The following is a 14,438-nucleotide window of genomic DNA, read 5'->3' on the forward strand; positions in this document are numbered from 1 at the left end:
CTCATCGAACGGTCAGTGCACCGTGCATGGTCGGGTGAAACGTGCATCCGTAGGGAAAAGTGCCGGCCTTGCCCGGCTCGTACGACCATGATGCGCTCGCGGCAATGCTGCGCGAATCGAATGCACGAGTCTCGGCCGTCGCGGTATGGGGAAAGATGTCCTTGTTGATCCATACAACGCGGTCTCCTCGCTTCACGGTCAAGTCCGGCGGATTGAATTGCATGTTTTCAATCGCGACCACATATGTCTTTGGCGCCGCAATCGCGTTTGCCGCAAGCAACGCCAGCATCGCGCAAGCGAGCGCCGTACATCCACGAACGGCGGCGCCGGGCGCACACCGCCGCTTAACCACTGTTTTTCTCCAGCGACGCCTGCAGATGCTTCGCATGTTCGAGATGCGCGACGAAGGCGGGCCGGACCTTTACGAGCAGCGCTTTCAGCTCTTCGTTCTTTGCGTTCGGAATCAGCGTTTTATCGAGCGCATCAAGCACGTTTTCATGGTAGGTCACTTCATGATCGATGTACGCGCGATCGAAGGCCGAGCCTCTCAGCTTCTTCAGAGCCGCGAGGTTTGCATCGCCGCCTTGCTTCAGGCTTTGGCTCGTCCCGTTGTCCTCGGGCGTCACATTCAGCTTGTGCACGAGATCGCTGGCTGATTGATTGACCGCGCTGTGATCGGTGACCATCTGTTGCGCGAACGCCTTGACGTCGCTCGACTTCGAGCGCGATTCGGCGAGCTTGCCGGCGTCGATATCGACCTGATTGGCCGTGACGACGATCGCCGCGATCTGCGGATCGGTCGGACCGGCGCTTTGAGCCCAGCTAGCGAGGCTGACGAGCGCGAGCGCGCCTAGCCAGTGAGGCTGGATGAGTTTCATGCGGATTCTCCCGTTCAACCAACGTTTCGTTGCATACGACGTTGGATGTCACGACGGAGAATCCTGTTCCCAGTTCCCGCACGAGCGTATGCCGTCAGTGGCCGTGGCGCTCGCCGGCCGCCACCGGTGTCTGCTTCGACTGCCGGCTCAGCATCAGCGTGACGACAGCGGACAGAGCCAGCGTCGCGCCGACCACATAGAGCCCGGCCGAGTAGCCGCCCGTCACGTTCTTGAGCCACCCGATCGCGAACGGACCGACGAATCCGCCGAGATTGCCGATCGAGTTGATCATGGCGATTCCCGCGGCCGCGCCGGCGCCCGACAGGAACATGCTCGGCATTGCCCACAGCGGCGCCTTTGCCGCACTGATGCCTACGTTCACGATGACGAGAGCGAGCACGATCATCAGTGCTGTTGAGGCGTTACCTGCGAACACAAAACCAAGGCAGGCCAGCGCGCACGGAATGACGACGTGCCACGTGCGCTCTTCGGTACGGTCCGAATGCCTCGCCCACAGGATCATTGCGACCACGGCGGCGATGCTGGGGATGCCGGCGAGCAGTCCCGTTTCGAACGAGCCGAAGCCGTACTGCTTGATGATCAACGGCGCCCATAAGCCGAGCGTGTACAAGCCCGCGGAGGTCCCGAAGTAGATCAGCGCCAGAGCGAGAACACGTGGGTCGCGCAGTGCCCTCATCGCACCGGCCGTGTGGCCCGCGTGCGACTGGCGCGCGTCGGCTTCCGTCTTCAGTTTCGCGATCAGCCAGTCGCGCTCTTCCGGCGCAAGCCATTGCGCCTTCGACGGCGTGTCGGTCAGATACTTCAGCACGAAGAAGCCGAGTACGACAGCGGGCAGCGCTTCCAGAATGTAGAGCATCTGCCAGTCCGCGAAACCGGCTATCGATGGAAGCTTCATGATCGCGCCGGAAATCGGCGAGCCGATGGCGGTGGAAATCGGCGCGGCCGCCATGAACCATGCGGCGGCGACCGCGCGCTGACGAGTCGGAAACCACAAGCTCAGATACAGGATGATGCCGGGAAAGAAGCCCGCTTCGGCCACGCCCAGCAGAAAGCGCAGCGCATAGAAGCTGTTGGGTCCGACGACGAACGCGGAAGCCAGCGAGACGATGCCCCAGGACACCATGACGCGCGCAATCCAGCGGCGCGCGCCGACCTTGTGAAGAATCAGGTTCGACGGAACCTCGAACAGAAAGTAGCCGATGAAGAAGAGGCCGCCGCCGAATCCGAATGCAGTCGGTGAAAGACCGATGGCCTTGTTCATGGTCAGCGCGGCAAAACCAACGTTGACGCGGTCCAGAAAACTCACGAAGTACAGCAGCATTACAAACGGGATGATCCGCAGCATGAGCTTGCGGGACACCCGGCTTTCGAGGTCGGTCATCATTGTCTCCTCCTTGGAGGCGTGGGCTGTGCTCGCTTGCAAACGCAGCGCAGCGCCGCGCGCGCCGCAGCCGTCGGATGCGGCTGTTGGGCGGCTGTCGGGCGGCTGTCGTTAGGCGCTCGTGAAGCGCTTGCGGGGCGCCTATGAAGCGCTTGTTCCGGCGCGCGTTACACGGCGCGAACTGGTGTCGCGTGATTCGGGCTTACGCGGCGTTGGCAGCGGGCGCTGCAGCCCGCTCGATGAACGCGCAGACGGCAGCGGTCACCTGCGCGGTGGTCGCCGTTCCGCCGAGGTCGCCGGTATGCAGCGACTTGTCGGCGGTGACGGCTTCCACTGCCTGCATTACGCGGTTTGCGGCATCGAGTTCGCCGAGATGTTCCAGCAGCATCACGACCGACCAGAAGGTGCCGACCGGATTGGCGAGACCCTTGCCCATGATGTCGAACGCGGAGCCGTGGATGGGTTCGAACATCGACGGAAAGCGGCGTTCCGGGTCGATGTTGCCGGTCGGCGCAATGCCGAGGCTGCCGGCGAGCGCGGCGGCGAGATCGCTGAGAATGTCCGCGTGCAGATTGGTGGCGACGATCGTATCGAGGCTCGCCGGACGATTGATCATGCGGGCCGTGGACGCATCCACCAGTTCCTTGTCCCATGTGACGTCGGGGAATTCCTTCGAGACCTGTAGCGCGATCTCGTCCCACATCACCATTGCGTGACGTTGCGCATTGCTTTTCGTAATCACCGTCAGCAGTTTGCGCGGACGCGACTGTGCGAGGCGGAAGGCGAAACGCATGATGCGCTCGACGCCGGCACGCGTCATGATCGACACGTCGGTGGCAGCTTCAATCGGGTGGCCCTGATGAACCCGGCCGCCCACGCCGGAATATTCGCCTTCCGAGTTCTCGCGCACGATTACCCAGTTCAGGTCTTCGGGCTTGCAGCGTTTCAACGGTGCGTCGATGCCGGGCAGGATGCGGGTCGGGCGCACGTTCGCGTACTGGTCGAAGCCCTGGCAGATCTTCAGACGAAGTCCCCACAGCGTTATGTGGTCCGCAATGTCCGGGTCGCCCGCCGAGCCGAACAGGATAGCGTCCTTGCCGCGAATCGCGTCGAGTCCGTCTGCCGGCATCATCACGCCATGCTTGCGGTAATAGTCGCCGCCCCAGTCGAAGTTCTCGAATTCGAACGCGAACGACTTCGTGGTTCTGGCGAGCGCTTCGAGGACTTGCGCGCCCGCCGGCACGACTTCCTTGCCGATGCCGTCGCCGGGAATGGTTGCGATGCGATAGGTTTGCATGTCTCCGGTCCTTCAGATGTTGTAGATGTGAGTGACTCTATCGATATCTGGACGCAAAAACCGGTGCTAGACTCAAAGCATCTTTAACTCTAATTCACAAGTGACGCTGATGCGCGACACCGTCCAGCCGGCCGATTTGAGCTTTTTCTCTACGCTCGCCGCGTCCGGCAGCCTGAGCGCGGCGGCACGTGAGCTGGGGCTGACCGCAGCGGCCGTGAGCAAGCGGCTCACGCAGATGGAGAGCCGCGCCGGCGTGGCTCTCGTCAATCGCACCACTCGCCGGATGATGCTCACGCCCGAAGGCGAGCTGTATTTGCAGCATGCGCGCAGGATTCTCGACGAGATCGACGAACTCGCGGAGTTGCTCGGTTCGTCGAAGAAGACTCCGAAAGGGCTGCTGCGCGTCAACGCGACGCTCGGGTTCGGGCGCAGCCACGTGGCGCCTGCTATCTCGCGCTTTGTCGCGAAGTATCCGCAGGTGTCGGTGCAGCTTCAGCTATCGGTCACGCCGCCGCCGCTCACAGACGATACATTCGACGTCTGTATCCGTTTTGGCGAGCCGCCCGATACGCGGGTCGTTGCGCGCCGCCTCGCAGGCAACCGGCGTCTGCTGTGCGCGGCGCCTTCGTATATCGCCTCGCACGGCTTGCCGATGACGCCGCACGATCTGACGCGGCACAACTGTATCGGCATTCGCCAGGGCGACGAAGCGTATGGCGTGTGGCGACTGACGTCGGGCAAGGGGGCGTCGCGCAAGACGGAAGCGGTGCGGATCAAGGGCACGCTGACCACCAACGACGGCGAGATCGCGGTGAAATGGGCGCTCGAAGGGCACGGCATTCTGCTGCGCGCGGAGTGGGACATCAAACAGTATCTGGCCGATGGCTCGCTCGTTGTGGTGCTGCCCGATCACGAGACGCCGAACGCGGATATCTTCGCCGTGTATTCGCAGCGGCATCAGATGTCGAACCGCATTCGCGCGTTTGTCGACTTCATAGCTCACGACTTGCAGGACGGAGCGGTTGGTTAATGAGGCTTCGACTATATTGATTCAATGCGTAGCTACCGGATGGAGGCGCAGCATGAGCGTGCAGCTAAACCATACTATTGTCTGGTGCCGGGACAAGCAGGCGTCGACACAGTTTCTGGGGGACATTCTCGGCCTTCCCGCTCCGATTCCGTTCGGGGAAATGCTGGTCGTGCAAATGGCTAATGACGTGTCGCTTGATTTCTATGAAAGCGATGATCCGATCGCCATGCAGCACTACGCATTTCTAATCAGCGAAGAAGAATTCGAGCGGGCGTTCGCGCGCATACGCGAGCGGGGGCTCGAATACTGGGCCGATCCCGGCAAACGGCGCGCTGGAGAAACGTACACGCACAACGGTGGCCGCGGACTTTATTTCGACGACCTCGATGGTCACTTTCTCGAGTTGATGACGCGGCCTTACAAGGTTGGCGCATAGGTTCTCTCGTAGCGTGGGTTAGATCGGCGACTGTTCTTCTCACTGCATCGGCATTGCCGGCATTGACTGCATTGCCGGTTGGCCGTCGACCGACGCGTTCTGCTGGGCCGCATGCATCGCGGCAACTTTTCGTTCTGCTTCCTGAATGTCGGCCGGATAGTTGGGGTCGTCGCCGACAGACGGGTTATATCCGGCGGCTTCGAGTTCTTCGAGTTCATGCATGACTTCAGCACGCGTAAGTTGATGCGAGCCGGGGGAGGGCGATGCTTGTGCGTGCGCCCATGTCGATGTGATCATCAACGCGGTGCTCGCCACCATCGTGATGAATGAGCGCGATACTGCGCGGTCTGCATACGTGCGTTTCATGGCAGTGCTCCTGGATTAAGAGCGTATCGACCGAACCCGGTTTGAGTTCGTTTTGACGTGCTCTGCATCGGTTAACCGGTGTAGCGGGTAACTTATTCCCGGCTGCGAACGCCAATAACTCCGCCAGCTTAAGCAAGCGTTAACCTCGGGCGTTTAAATTGGCGTGCTTAATGCAGCTACGAAAAAAGGAGTGACTGATGAAAGACAGCGCCATGAACTTTGCAGACCAGGCCGTCAGCAAAGTGCCGCAAGTGACGTTGGGCTTCTGGGTGATCAAGGTCGCGGCCACCACGTTGGGTGAAACGGGCGGAGACTGGGTGTCGATGTCGCTGAAGCTCGGTTACCTGATTGGCTCGGCGATCTTCTTCGTATTCTTCGTCGCGCTCGTCTCCGCGCAGATCAAGGCGCGCGACTTCCATCCGTTCCTTTATTGGGCGACCATCATCGCGACCACGACGCTTGGCACGACAATGGCCGACTTCGCGGATAGATCGCTCGGCATCGGTTACCCCGGAGGCGTCGCGTTAGTCGTCGCACTGCTAGCGGCGAGTCTCGCGGCCTGGTATCGCTCGCAAGGCACGGTGTCAGTGGAAAGTATCGTCACGGCTAAAGCGGAGTGGTTTTACTGGGTCACCATCCTGTTCTCGCAAACGCTCGGCACCGCTCTTGGTGACTGGGTCGCGGGCGAAGATCGCGGCGGACTCGGCGTGGGTTACGAATACGGAGCAATGATCTTCGGCGCGGGCTTGCTCGTGGTGGCCGCCCTGTATTTCTGGTCGCGCGTGTCTCGCACGGCGCTTTTCTGGGCAGCGTTCATTCTGACGCGTCCCCTCGGCGCGACGCTTGGGGATCTGCTCGACAAGCCTGTCGCGGAGGGCGGGTTGCACGTGAGCCGCTTATACGCGTCGGTGATTCTGCTTGTGTTTATCGTCGCCTGTATCGTGCTTCTGCCGCAGCGCCCCGCGAGACGTGCGCCCGCTGTATAACGATGCGTCGATGCGTCGATGCGAGGCGAACTGGAACGCCTCATGGCCATTCACTCCGATGGCAGCGAGCGCTACTCAACCTCGCTGTCGTCCGTGTCGGCAATTTGAGCACTTTGTTCATGACTCATGGCAGCACTCGCGAGCGCCGTTACGGTTGCCGGTGCCCGCTCCTTGCGCTCGCTATACCGGTCGGTCAGGTAATCGGAACGGTCGCGCACGAGCAGCGTGAACTTGAAGAGTTCTTCCATGACATCGACCACCCGATCGTAGTACGAGGACGGCTTCATCCGTCCGTTCTCGTCGAACTCCTGGAATGCCTTGGCGACCGAGCTCTGGTTCGGGATCGTCACCATGCGCATCCAGCGGCCTAGTACGCGCAGCGCGTTGACTGCATTGAACGACTGCGAGCCGCCGGACACTTGCATGACTGCCAGCGTGCGCCCTTGCGTGGGACGGACGCTGCCGGAATCGAGCGGCAACCAGTCGATCTGATTCTTGAAAACGCCTGTGAGCGCGCCGTGACGCTCCGGGCTGCACCACACCTGACCCTCGGACCATATCGATAGCGCGCGCAGTTCCGCGACCTTCGGGTGGTCCGGCGGGACACTATCGGCAAGCGGAAGGCCGTGCGGATCGAACACCTTTGTCTCCGCGCCGAACTGCTGCAGAATCCGCTCTGCTTCCAGCGTCAGCAACCTGCTGTACGACGTTGGCCTGAGTGAGCCGTATAGAAGAAGAATGCGCGGCGGGTGTTGCGATAGCGCGCGTGGCTCGAGCTTCGTGAGATCGGGTATGTCGAGATGAAGAGGGCTGATGTTCGGCAGATCGGTCGGCATGGGCTATGGCGCTTAAAGGGTGATGGCACGCGAAAGCAGGACGGCGCTCGACGGACACAAGTCGGTCGCCTGACGTGTGGCGAGGATCGATGCCGGGGCCGCGTCGCGGCTGACCGGCTTGAAGCCGGACTTCTCGAAGAACGTCGATTCATTCGTGGTGAGCAGCCACCCGGTGCGGGCGCCCGCATCGAAAGCTTCGCGCAACAGAACGGCGAGCACGTTACGGCCGATGCCTTTGCCCCGCTGATCGGACACAACGACAAGCGACCGGATCAGTACATCGCGTCCGTATTGCTCGAATCCGCCATAACCAAGATGGACACCTGCCAGCGTCGAGAAGGTGAAGAACGAGCGGCCAGACTCGCTCAGATCGTTGATGGGAAGGTCCGCATCGCGCAGTGCCTGCACAAACTCAGCGTTGTCATCTGCGATGCGCCGGGCCACGATAAAAGGCGCGCCTTCTTCCTTCAGGATTTCGCGTTCGGGCATGCTTGCAAGGAGGCCGGCCGCTGCATCGGAAGGGCGGCACAAGCGTGTGCCTCGCGGCGTCACGACTATCGGCCGGTTGATCAGAATCGGATGGGCGAGCATAGCGTCGACGAGTTCAGCGTCGCTCACTGCCGGATCGTCGAGTCCGAGTTCCTTGTATGGCGTGCCCTTCGTGCGCAGCATGTCCCGGACCGCCATTCGGCTGTCGGCTATCAGGCGTTCGAGCGTTGCGCGATCAGGCGGATTTTGCAGATACTCGATCACGAGCGGGTTTTCACCGGCTTCGCGCAGCAGCGCGAGCACGTTGCGTGACGTGCCGCAGTCGGGGTTGTGATAGATGGTCACGCGCATCGTTTGTCCTCAATATGTTCGGGTTTCGTACCAATGTTGCGTCCGGTTCACGACGCCGACGACCAGCAGCATGACGGGCACTTCGATGAGTACGCCGACTACGGTGGCGAGTGCTGCGCCCGACTGGAATCCAAACACGCTGATGGCGGTTGCCACTGCCAGTTCGAAGAAGTTGCTCGCACCGATCAGGCTCGACGGACCGGCCACGCAGTGCGCGACACCGAGCTTGCGGTTGAGCAGATAGGCGAGGCCCGAGTTCAGCAACACCTGGATCAGGATCGGTACGGCCAGCATCGCGATCACCAGCGGCTCGCTGACAATGGCCTGCCCCTGGAACGCGAATAACAGCACGAGCGTTGCGAGCAGCGCGCAGATCGAATAGGGGCCTAGTCGGGAAACCATGCGTTGAAAGCGCGCATCGCCATGCCGAAGCAGCCGGCGGCGCACGATCTGCGCAATGACAACAGGGATGATGATGTAAAGCCCCACTGAAGCGATGAGCGTGTCCCACGGGACTGCAATCGCGGACAGGCCGAGCAGCAGTGCAACGATCGGTGCAAAAGCGACGATCATGATGGCGTCGTTCAGTGCGACCTGCGAGAGCGTGAAGTACGGATCGCCCTTGCAAAGCTGCGACCAGACAAACACCATTGCCGTACAAGGCGCCGCGGCGAGCAGGATAAGCCCTGCGACGTAGCTGTCCAGCTGGCCCGACGGCAACCACGCGGCAAAGACATGGCGCACGAAGATCCAGCCGAGCAGCGCCATCGACAACGGTTTCACAAGCCAGTTGACGAACAGCGTGACACCGATGCCGCGCCAGTGCTCCTTCACCTGCGCCATCGCACCGAAGTCGATCTTAATGAGCATCGGCACGATCATGACCCAGATCAGCACGCCGACCGGAATGTTGACGTGCGCCACTTCCATGCGGGCAATTGCCTGGAACACCAGCGGCAGCCAATGCCCGAGCGCGATGCCTGTAACGATGCAAAGCGCGACCCACACCGTCAGATACCGCTCGAAGAAACCGATACGAGGCGCCTGTGAATGACGTGCCGTTTGCTCGAGACTGCTCATGGGTGAATCCGTAATGGAATAGTGGCGGCTGCTGAGATGCGCTGCAAGATGGCAAACTCGGCAACGTTCATGTCGCCGCTCCTTTGCACTGCGGCGCGGCTCCAACTGCACAGCCCGCACCCGCACAACAGTTCTCGGTGAGGAAACCGAGGAGTCCGCTCATCGCGTCGAAGTTGGCCGAGTAATAGATAAAGCGCCCTTCCTGCTGACCTGTAACCAGCCCGGCGTGCGAAAGGTCCTTCAGATGGAATGACAGGCTCGACGGTGACAGTCCGACCTGCTGCGCGATGTCCCCTGCCGCCATGCCTTCGGGACCAGCTACCACCAGCGCCCGGAAAATGGCGAGTCGCGATTCATGAGCCAGCGCGCCGAGCGCGCGTACAACGAGGTTCGAGTCCATCGCAGCATGATAGGGCTGTCGATTCGATAATTCAAGTATTCTTGAAATGACAGGTGTGCGGACGCGGCTGAACGAATCGATATCGGTTGGCTTTGAACTGCGAAGGGGGAAGCGAAAGCAGTAAGACGCCAGCGGCGCCGGCGTCTTACCGATAGGAATAACTGCGTGATTGCGTAATGTCCAGCTGCAACGCCGGGCAATCGACTCCGCTACAACTTGTGGAACTGGTTCGAAAGCAGCGGCGTTTCAACACAGAGCGCCGGCGAGGCGCTAACGTCTGCGCCGGCACGATGGCGCTTTAGAACTTGTGACGCACGCCCACGCGGAATGCCAACTGGTTGTCCGCACCCGTGCCCGACGTGTTGAAGTAGCTCGTGCTCGAACCGATCTGCGCCTGCAGATCCTGCGTGCCGTTGCGGCCCGCTGCGATCTGATAGATGCCCAGTGCGTACACGTCGGTGCGCTTGCTCAACGCATAGTCGACGCTCAGGTCGACCTGGTTCCAGTGGCCGCGATTTGCGTTGCTCAGGTGCATGTACGTGTAGCCCGCGCCTGCCGTCAGTGCCGGCGTGAACGCGTACTTCGCGCCCGCTTCATACGCGGCGAAAGTCGTCGCACCGCCCGTGACCGTCTCGAGGCGCGTGTTCGTGTACAACGCCCACAGCGTCGCTGCGGCGATCGTGTAGCGGCCGCCCACGCCGAACGTGCGCAGATCGCGGATGTTGCCCGTCGTCACGTTTGCGATGGTCGTCGAGAATGCCGGCGTTGCCTGGCTCGGGTAGCGGATATCCGTGTATGCCGCGCCCACGCCGAACGGACCGTTAGCGTAGTTCAGGCCGAAGCTGTAAGCGCGCGACGAACCTGCGACCGGTGCTGCGGCCGTGCCCGTTGCGGGCGCGCCGGCGAATGCGCCAGCCTGGTTCGAGAAGCCATACATCGCGCCGAAGGTCAGGCCCGAGAAATTCGCGCTGCTGAACTTGACCGAGTTGTTGATACGGCTCGACGTCAACTGGTCGACGTCGTTGATGTGGTAAGCGTAGTTGCCCGCGACCGTTTGACCGCCGGTCGAGTAGCTGCCGCCGAGATAGTCGGTCGAGAACGAGTACTGGCGGCCGAACGTCAGCGAGCCGACATTGTTCTGCGACAGACCGACATACGCCTGACGGCCGAACAACGCGCCGCCCTGGCCGAGCGTGCCGTTACCGCTGTTGAAGCCGTTTTCCAGCACGAACAGCGCCTTCAGGCCACCACCCAGATCTTCGGTGCCGCGCAGGCCCCAACGGCTGCCTTGCGCCACGCCGTCGTCGTACTTGAAGAGATTGTCGTGACCGGTGGCGGTCTTCGAGTTGTTCACATAGCTGATACCGGCATCGATCACGCCATACAGCGTGACGCTGCTTTGTGCGTGTGCGGCGCTGGCGAAGACTGCGAGGGTAGCGGCGGTCAATAGTTTTTTGTTCAAAACGTTCTCCGATTAAAAATTAAGCGATCGCAATGCGATGCTCTTCGGCAAGGTCGTGCGACGGGCTGAAATTTAAGGGAACGCTGAGTAAGGTATGTGACAGGCGCATTGATTTTGAAATCTGTCGCGCGCAAGCGACAGTTAATGGCGATCTCGCGCATAAGCTTCTTCGCGCCCGTTCATATAAGCGTGTGAAAAACGATTGGTTTCAGGCGGCCGCCGCCGCATGCGACGATGCGCGCCTGTCAATCAAACCGCTTATGGGGAAACGCATGCAACGCCGCAATATCATCAGAAATGTGCTCGCGCTGGCCGGTGTCGCCGCTCTCTCGCTCACGACAACGTTTGCGCATGCAGACGGCCCGCAACTCAAGGTCGGCACGATGAGCGGCCCGGATGCACAGATCTGGTCGGTCGTGACCAAAGTGGCGGCGCGCGAGGGGCTCAACGTCAAAGTGATCGAGTTCAACGACTACGTGCAGCCGAATGCTGCGCTAGACGCCGGAGATCTCGACGCTAACGGTTTTCAACACCAGCCGTTTCTCGATAGCCAGATCAAACAGCGCGGCTACAAGATCGCTAATGTCGGCCTGACGTATGTGTCGCCAATGGGCTTTTATTCGAAGAAGTTCAAGTCGCTGAAGGACTTGCCCGAAGGGGCGAAAGTGGGCATTCAGAACGATCCGTCCAATGGCAACCGCGCGTTGCTCCTGCTCCAGAAGTACGGTGTCATCAAGCTGAAGCCGGGCGTCGGCACGAACGGCGTCAATGCGACTCCGCTCGACGTGGGTGAGAATCACAAGAAAATCCGGATCGTGGAACTCGACGCCGCGCAATTGCCGCGCGCGCTCGATGACCTCGATGCCGCGTCGATCAATACCGACTATGCAGTGAAGGCGGGCTTGCAGCCCACCAAAGACGCGATTGCAATCGAAGACCTCAAGGGGCCTTACGCAAACCTCATCGCGGTGCGCGAGAAGGACCGCAACCAGCCTTGGGTGAAGAAACTGGTCGCGGCTTACGAGTCCGATGAAGTACGCAAGTACATCGACACGCAGTTCAAAGGCGCGATCATCCCCGCGTTTTAAAGGACTCTTCCTTCCGTGTCGCGTGCCTCGCCGGCAGTGACTGGAACAGGAGCAGTAGCAATAAAAGCGAGGGCGCCCTTCACGGCGCCCTCGCTTTAGCGTCAAGCCGCGAATCAGTTGCTCAACAGCGAGCCGCTTCGAAACGCGGTCGCGCCGGCAATGCGCGCGAATTCGAGGCCGGCCGTGGCGAAACGCGTCAGATGCCGCGCATAGAGCACGCCGGCAACGTTGCTTTTGAGCGTAACGACGCGGTCAGTCAACGGATCGACGATATCCGCGATTTCATGGCCCACGTCGACCCAGGTGCCCACTTCGCAGCGATACACCAGCACGCCGCTGATCGGCGCGACAATCGGCTCGGCGCCTGCGAGCGGCGTCGCAGCGAACTCGAGCGGCGGCAGCGGCGCGGCCGTGCCTTCGATGACGCCACGCAAGGTCAGATATTCGACGATCGCCTGCGCGTCGCGCTCCGCATACTCGTAAGACACTTCTCGCTGCCCGCGCAATTCGATCGTGACCGAAATCGAGCCGTTCGGAATCGGGAAACGCTCGCCGAAACGGCCACGCAAATCCGACCAGCAGAAGCTGTGAATTTCATCGAACGGATTGCCCACCGAATTGAGCGCAAGCAGCGACGCCTTTGCGTCGAGATAACGCGCGAGCGGCTCGACTTCGGGCCACAGGTCGGGGTTCGTGTAAAGGTGCATCGCGGCTTCCCAGTCGCAATGCAGATCGAGCACGACGTCGGCGTCGTAGGAAAGCTTTTGCAGCGCGAGACGTTGCGATTCGAGCTCGGTGGCCGGCGTCTGCGCGTCGAGCGCCTCGCGCATCGCGGTGCGGATCGCCGTGCGATTGGCGTCGATGTTATCCGTGAGGCGCCCTTCGATTACCGGTGCGACGAGTGCCGACAGATCATGGAAGTTACGGTTGAAGTTCTGCGCGGTGTTGGTTTCGAAGCGTCCGGTCAGGTGGCCGAGAAAGTGCTGGTTCAGGCCGATGGGGTTGGCCACCGGCACGATGACCACTTCGCCGCGCAGCTTGCCGGCTGCTTCGAGTGCGGCAAGCTTGCGACGAAGTTCCCACGAGACGAGCATGCCCGGCAGTTCGTCGGCATGCAGCGACGACTGGATGTAGATCTTCTGTCCGCCGCTGGGACCGTAATGGAAACTGGTCAGGTTGCGGGCGGTACCGAGCGTCGGGGCAATCAGCGGATGGGATTGGGTTTGCATGGTTGTCGAATTCGCGGGAAAGTGCGGCGCGCCGCTATCTCGTTGATTTGAGGGGAAAAGCCTGGATGACGCCAGTCGTTCACAACTGCCCGGCGCCATATCGATCGCACGATCTTAGCCGATACGGCGCGGGGCGTGGTCGTGGCGGCTTCAAAAACGAAACGGGCCCCGCGCATGGCGGGGCCCGTTTTTTCGAGCCGTTCAGCGCGCCGCTAGACGCGCGTGGCGGCCCTGGCTGACACAAGCCGGCCTATTAGCTGCCGTACACGTCGAAGTCGAAGTACTTCTTCTCGAGCTTCTTGTACGTGCCGTCCTTGATGATGTCGGCGATCGCCTTGTCGACCTTCGCCTTCAGATCCGTGTCTTCCTTGCGCATGCCGATGCCCGCGCCGTTGCCGAGGATCTTCGGATCGTCGAGGTTCTTGCCGACGAAGTCGAAGCCGGCGCCGCGCGGCGTCTTCAGGAAGCCGATTTCAGCTTGCACCGCATCTTGCAGCGCTGCGTCCAGACGGCCCGACAGCAAGTCGGCATAGACCTGGTCCTGGTTCTGATACGGCACGACCTTCGCACCCTTCGGTTCCCAGTAGGTCTTCGCGTAGGTTTCCTGGATCGTGCCCTGTTCGACGCCGACCGTCTTGCCCTTCAGCGATTCAGCCGTCGGCAGGATGCCCGAACCCTTCTTTGCGACGAGGCGCGTCGGCGTATTGAACAGCTTCGACGAGAAGGCGACCTGTTCGGCGCGTTGCGGCGTCATGGACATCGACGACAGCACGCCGTCGAACTTCTTCGCCTTCAGGGCCGGAATCATGCCGTCGAAGTCGTTTTCGACCCACACGCATTTGGCTTTCAGGCGCGCGCAGATTTCATTGCCGAGGTCGATGTCGAAGCCAACGAGCTTGCCGTCGGAGCCTTTGGACTCGAACGGGGGGTAGCTGGCATCGACGCCAAAACGGATGGTGGACCAATCTTTAGCGTGTGCGCCAATCGAGACGGTGGCAAGCAGAGCAACCGTCAAAGCCGCTAGCAGTTTTTTCACTGTTTTACTCCTCGGTGTAGTTCAAATACTCCCGCACGCGGTTGTGCCGCTGCGGGAAACCCGGCGCGACTC

16 protein-coding genes are annotated in these 14,438 nt (G+C 61.1%); 4 read left to right on the plus strand and 12 right to left on the minus strand.

Features of this window, described 5'->3' with window-relative positions; genetic code table 11:
* Position 1: 1 nt before the first annotated feature.
* The 4 genes from ACTJLB_RS17555 to ACTJLB_RS17570 all read right to left on the minus strand — a co-directional run bounded on the left by ACTJLB_RS17555 (position 2) and on the right by ACTJLB_RS17570 (position 3,577).
* Positions 2-352, minus strand: coding sequence for a cupredoxin domain-containing protein (locus ACTJLB_RS17555; RefSeq protein WP_408474575.1), 351 nt, complete (start codon positions 350-352; stop codon positions 2-4).
* Entirely contained in the window at positions 345-878 is a 534-nt protein-coding gene (locus ACTJLB_RS17560) for a DUF4142 domain-containing protein (protein WP_440783984.1), read from the minus strand. The genes ACTJLB_RS17555 and ACTJLB_RS17560 overlap by 8 nt, the downstream gene beginning before the upstream one ends.
* A gap of 94 nt (positions 879-972) precedes the next feature.
* Positions 973-2,283 (minus strand): MFS transporter, encoded by a 1,311-nt coding sequence (locus ACTJLB_RS17565; protein ID WP_027776185.1) that lies wholly within the window; start codon positions 2,281-2,283, stop codon positions 973-975.
* Positions 2,284-2,482: 199 nt separating this feature from the next.
* A complete protein-coding gene (locus ACTJLB_RS17570; RefSeq protein WP_020066563.1) occupies positions 2,483-3,577 on the minus strand; it encodes a tartrate dehydrogenase in 1,095 nt (364 codons plus the stop codon).
* 109 nt (positions 3,578-3,686) lie between these two features.
* Here ACTJLB_RS17570 and ACTJLB_RS17575 point away from each other — a divergent pair, with 109 nt between their 5' ends.
* A complete protein-coding gene (locus ACTJLB_RS17575) occupies positions 3,687-4,607 on the plus strand; it encodes a LysR substrate-binding domain-containing protein (RefSeq protein WP_440783985.1) in 921 nt (306 codons plus the stop codon).
* Positions 4,608-4,659: 52 nt separating this feature from the next.
* Positions 4,660-5,043, plus strand: coding sequence for a VOC family protein (locus ACTJLB_RS17580; RefSeq protein WP_131318247.1), 384 nt, complete (start codon positions 4,660-4,662; stop codon positions 5,041-5,043).
* 39 nt (positions 5,044-5,082) lie between these two features.
* Here the strand turns inward: ACTJLB_RS17580 and ACTJLB_RS17585 are convergent, their stop codons facing one another.
* Complete coding sequence (locus ACTJLB_RS17585) at positions 5,083-5,409, minus strand: DUF4148 domain-containing protein (protein ID WP_310351450.1); 327 nt, start codon at positions 5,407-5,409, stop codon at positions 5,083-5,085.
* A gap of 197 nt (positions 5,410-5,606) precedes the next feature.
* Here ACTJLB_RS17585 and ACTJLB_RS17590 point away from each other — a divergent pair, with 197 nt between their 5' ends.
* On the plus strand, positions 5,607-6,395 hold the full coding sequence (locus tag ACTJLB_RS17590) for a COG4705 family protein (protein ID WP_020066559.1): 789 nt from the start codon (positions 5,607-5,609) through the stop codon (positions 6,393-6,395).
* Between the two features lie 71 nt (positions 6,396-6,466).
* Here the strand turns inward: ACTJLB_RS17590 and arsH are convergent, their stop codons facing one another.
* The 5 genes from arsH to ACTJLB_RS17615 form a co-directional block, all read right to left on the minus strand.
* Positions 6,467-7,231, minus strand: a complete 765-nt coding sequence (gene arsH / locus ACTJLB_RS17595; RefSeq protein WP_204521844.1) for an arsenical resistance protein ArsH — start codon at positions 7,229-7,231, stop codon at positions 6,467-6,469.
* A 12-nt stretch (positions 7,232-7,243) separates the two neighbouring features.
* Positions 7,244-8,071 carry an arsenate reductase (glutaredoxin) gene (gene arsC / locus ACTJLB_RS17600; protein WP_440783986.1) on the minus strand — a complete coding sequence of 276 codons (828 nt, stop codon included), beginning with the start codon at positions 8,069-8,071 and terminating at the stop codon, positions 7,244-7,246.
* Between the two features lie 9 nt (positions 8,072-8,080).
* Entirely contained in the window at positions 8,081-9,151 is a 1,071-nt protein-coding gene (arsB, locus tag ACTJLB_RS17605) for an ACR3 family arsenite efflux transporter (protein ID WP_440783987.1), read from the minus strand.
* A gap of 67 nt (positions 9,152-9,218) precedes the next feature.
* Entirely contained in the window at positions 9,219-9,551 is a 333-nt protein-coding gene (locus ACTJLB_RS17610) for an ArsR/SmtB family transcription factor (protein WP_440783988.1), read from the minus strand.
* A 298-nt stretch (positions 9,552-9,849) separates the two neighbouring features.
* The gene (locus ACTJLB_RS17615; protein ID WP_020066554.1) at positions 9,850-11,013 is read right to left on the minus strand and encodes a porin; all 1,164 of its coding nucleotides are present in this window, start codon (positions 11,011-11,013) and stop codon (positions 9,850-9,852) included.
* A 272-nt stretch (positions 11,014-11,285) separates the two neighbouring features.
* On the opposite strand from ACTJLB_RS17615, the gene ACTJLB_RS17620 reads away from it, so the two are divergent.
* Positions 11,286-12,101, plus strand: coding sequence for a MetQ/NlpA family ABC transporter substrate-binding protein (locus ACTJLB_RS17620; RefSeq protein ID WP_088174358.1), 816 nt, complete (start codon positions 11,286-11,288; stop codon positions 12,099-12,101).
* Positions 12,102-12,214: 113 nt separating this feature from the next.
* Here ACTJLB_RS17620 and ACTJLB_RS17625 read toward each other — a convergent pair whose 3' ends face one another.
* Both ACTJLB_RS17625 and ACTJLB_RS17630 read right to left on the minus strand, forming a co-directional pair.
* Positions 12,215-13,330 carry a succinylglutamate desuccinylase/aspartoacylase family protein gene (locus ACTJLB_RS17625; RefSeq protein ID WP_440783989.1) on the minus strand — a complete coding sequence of 372 codons (1,116 nt, stop codon included), beginning with the start codon at positions 13,328-13,330 and terminating at the stop codon, positions 12,215-12,217.
* A gap of 253 nt (positions 13,331-13,583) precedes the next feature.
* The gene (locus ACTJLB_RS17630) at positions 13,584-14,366 is read right to left on the minus strand and encodes an ABC transporter substrate-binding protein (protein WP_020066551.1); all 783 of its coding nucleotides are present in this window, start codon (positions 14,364-14,366) and stop codon (positions 13,584-13,586) included.
* Positions 14,367-14,438 lie beyond the last annotated feature (72 nt).

Source organism: Paraburkholderia sp. 22098 (assembly GCF_052045935.1).
Taxonomy (GTDB): domain Bacteria; phylum Pseudomonadota; class Gammaproteobacteria; order Burkholderiales; family Burkholderiaceae; genus Paraburkholderia; species Paraburkholderia caledonica.

Bases quoted from the DNA above. Each gene is read 5' to 3' on its own strand.
- ACTJLB_RS17610 (WP_440783988.1), bottom strand. From the start codon at position 9,551: ATGGACTCGAACCTCGTTGTACGCGCGCTCGGCGCGCTGGCTCATGAA.
- ACTJLB_RS17570 (WP_020066563.1), bottom strand. From the start codon at position 3,577: ATGCAAACCTATCGCATCGCAACCATTCCCGGCGACGGCATCGGCAAG.
- ACTJLB_RS17565 (WP_027776185.1), bottom strand. From the start codon at position 2,283: ATGATGACCGACCTCGAAAGCCGGGTGTCCCGCAAGCTCATGCTGCGG.
- arsB (WP_440783987.1), bottom strand. From the start codon at position 9,151: ATGAGCAGTCTCGAGCAAACGGCACGTCATTCACAGGCGCCTCGTATC.
- arsH (WP_204521844.1), bottom strand. From the start codon at position 7,231: ATGCCGACCGATCTGCCGAACATCAGCCCTCTTCATCTCGACATACCC.
- ACTJLB_RS17625 (WP_440783989.1), bottom strand. From the start codon at position 13,330: ATGCAAACCCAATCCCATCCGCTGATTGCCCCGACGCTCGGTACCGCC.
- ACTJLB_RS17575 (WP_440783985.1), top strand. From the start codon at position 3,687: ATGCGCGACACCGTCCAGCCGGCCGATTTGAGCTTTTTCTCTACGCTC.
- ACTJLB_RS17560 (WP_440783984.1), bottom strand. From the start codon at position 878: ATGAAACTCATCCAGCCTCACTGGCTAGGCGCGCTCGCGCTCGTCAGC.
- ACTJLB_RS17580 (WP_131318247.1), top strand. From the start codon at position 4,660: ATGAGCGTGCAGCTAAACCATACTATTGTCTGGTGCCGGGACAAGCAG.
- ACTJLB_RS17620 (WP_088174358.1), top strand. From the start codon at position 11,286: ATGCAACGCCGCAATATCATCAGAAATGTGCTCGCGCTGGCCGGTGTC.
- arsC (WP_440783986.1), bottom strand. From the start codon at position 8,071: ATGCGCGTGACCATCTATCACAACCCCGACTGCGGCACGTCACGCAAC.
- ACTJLB_RS17590 (WP_020066559.1), top strand. From the start codon at position 5,607: ATGAAAGACAGCGCCATGAACTTTGCAGACCAGGCCGTCAGCAAAGTG.
- ACTJLB_RS17585 (WP_310351450.1), bottom strand. From the start codon at position 5,409: ATGAAACGCACGTATGCAGACCGCGCAGTATCGCGCTCATTCATCACG.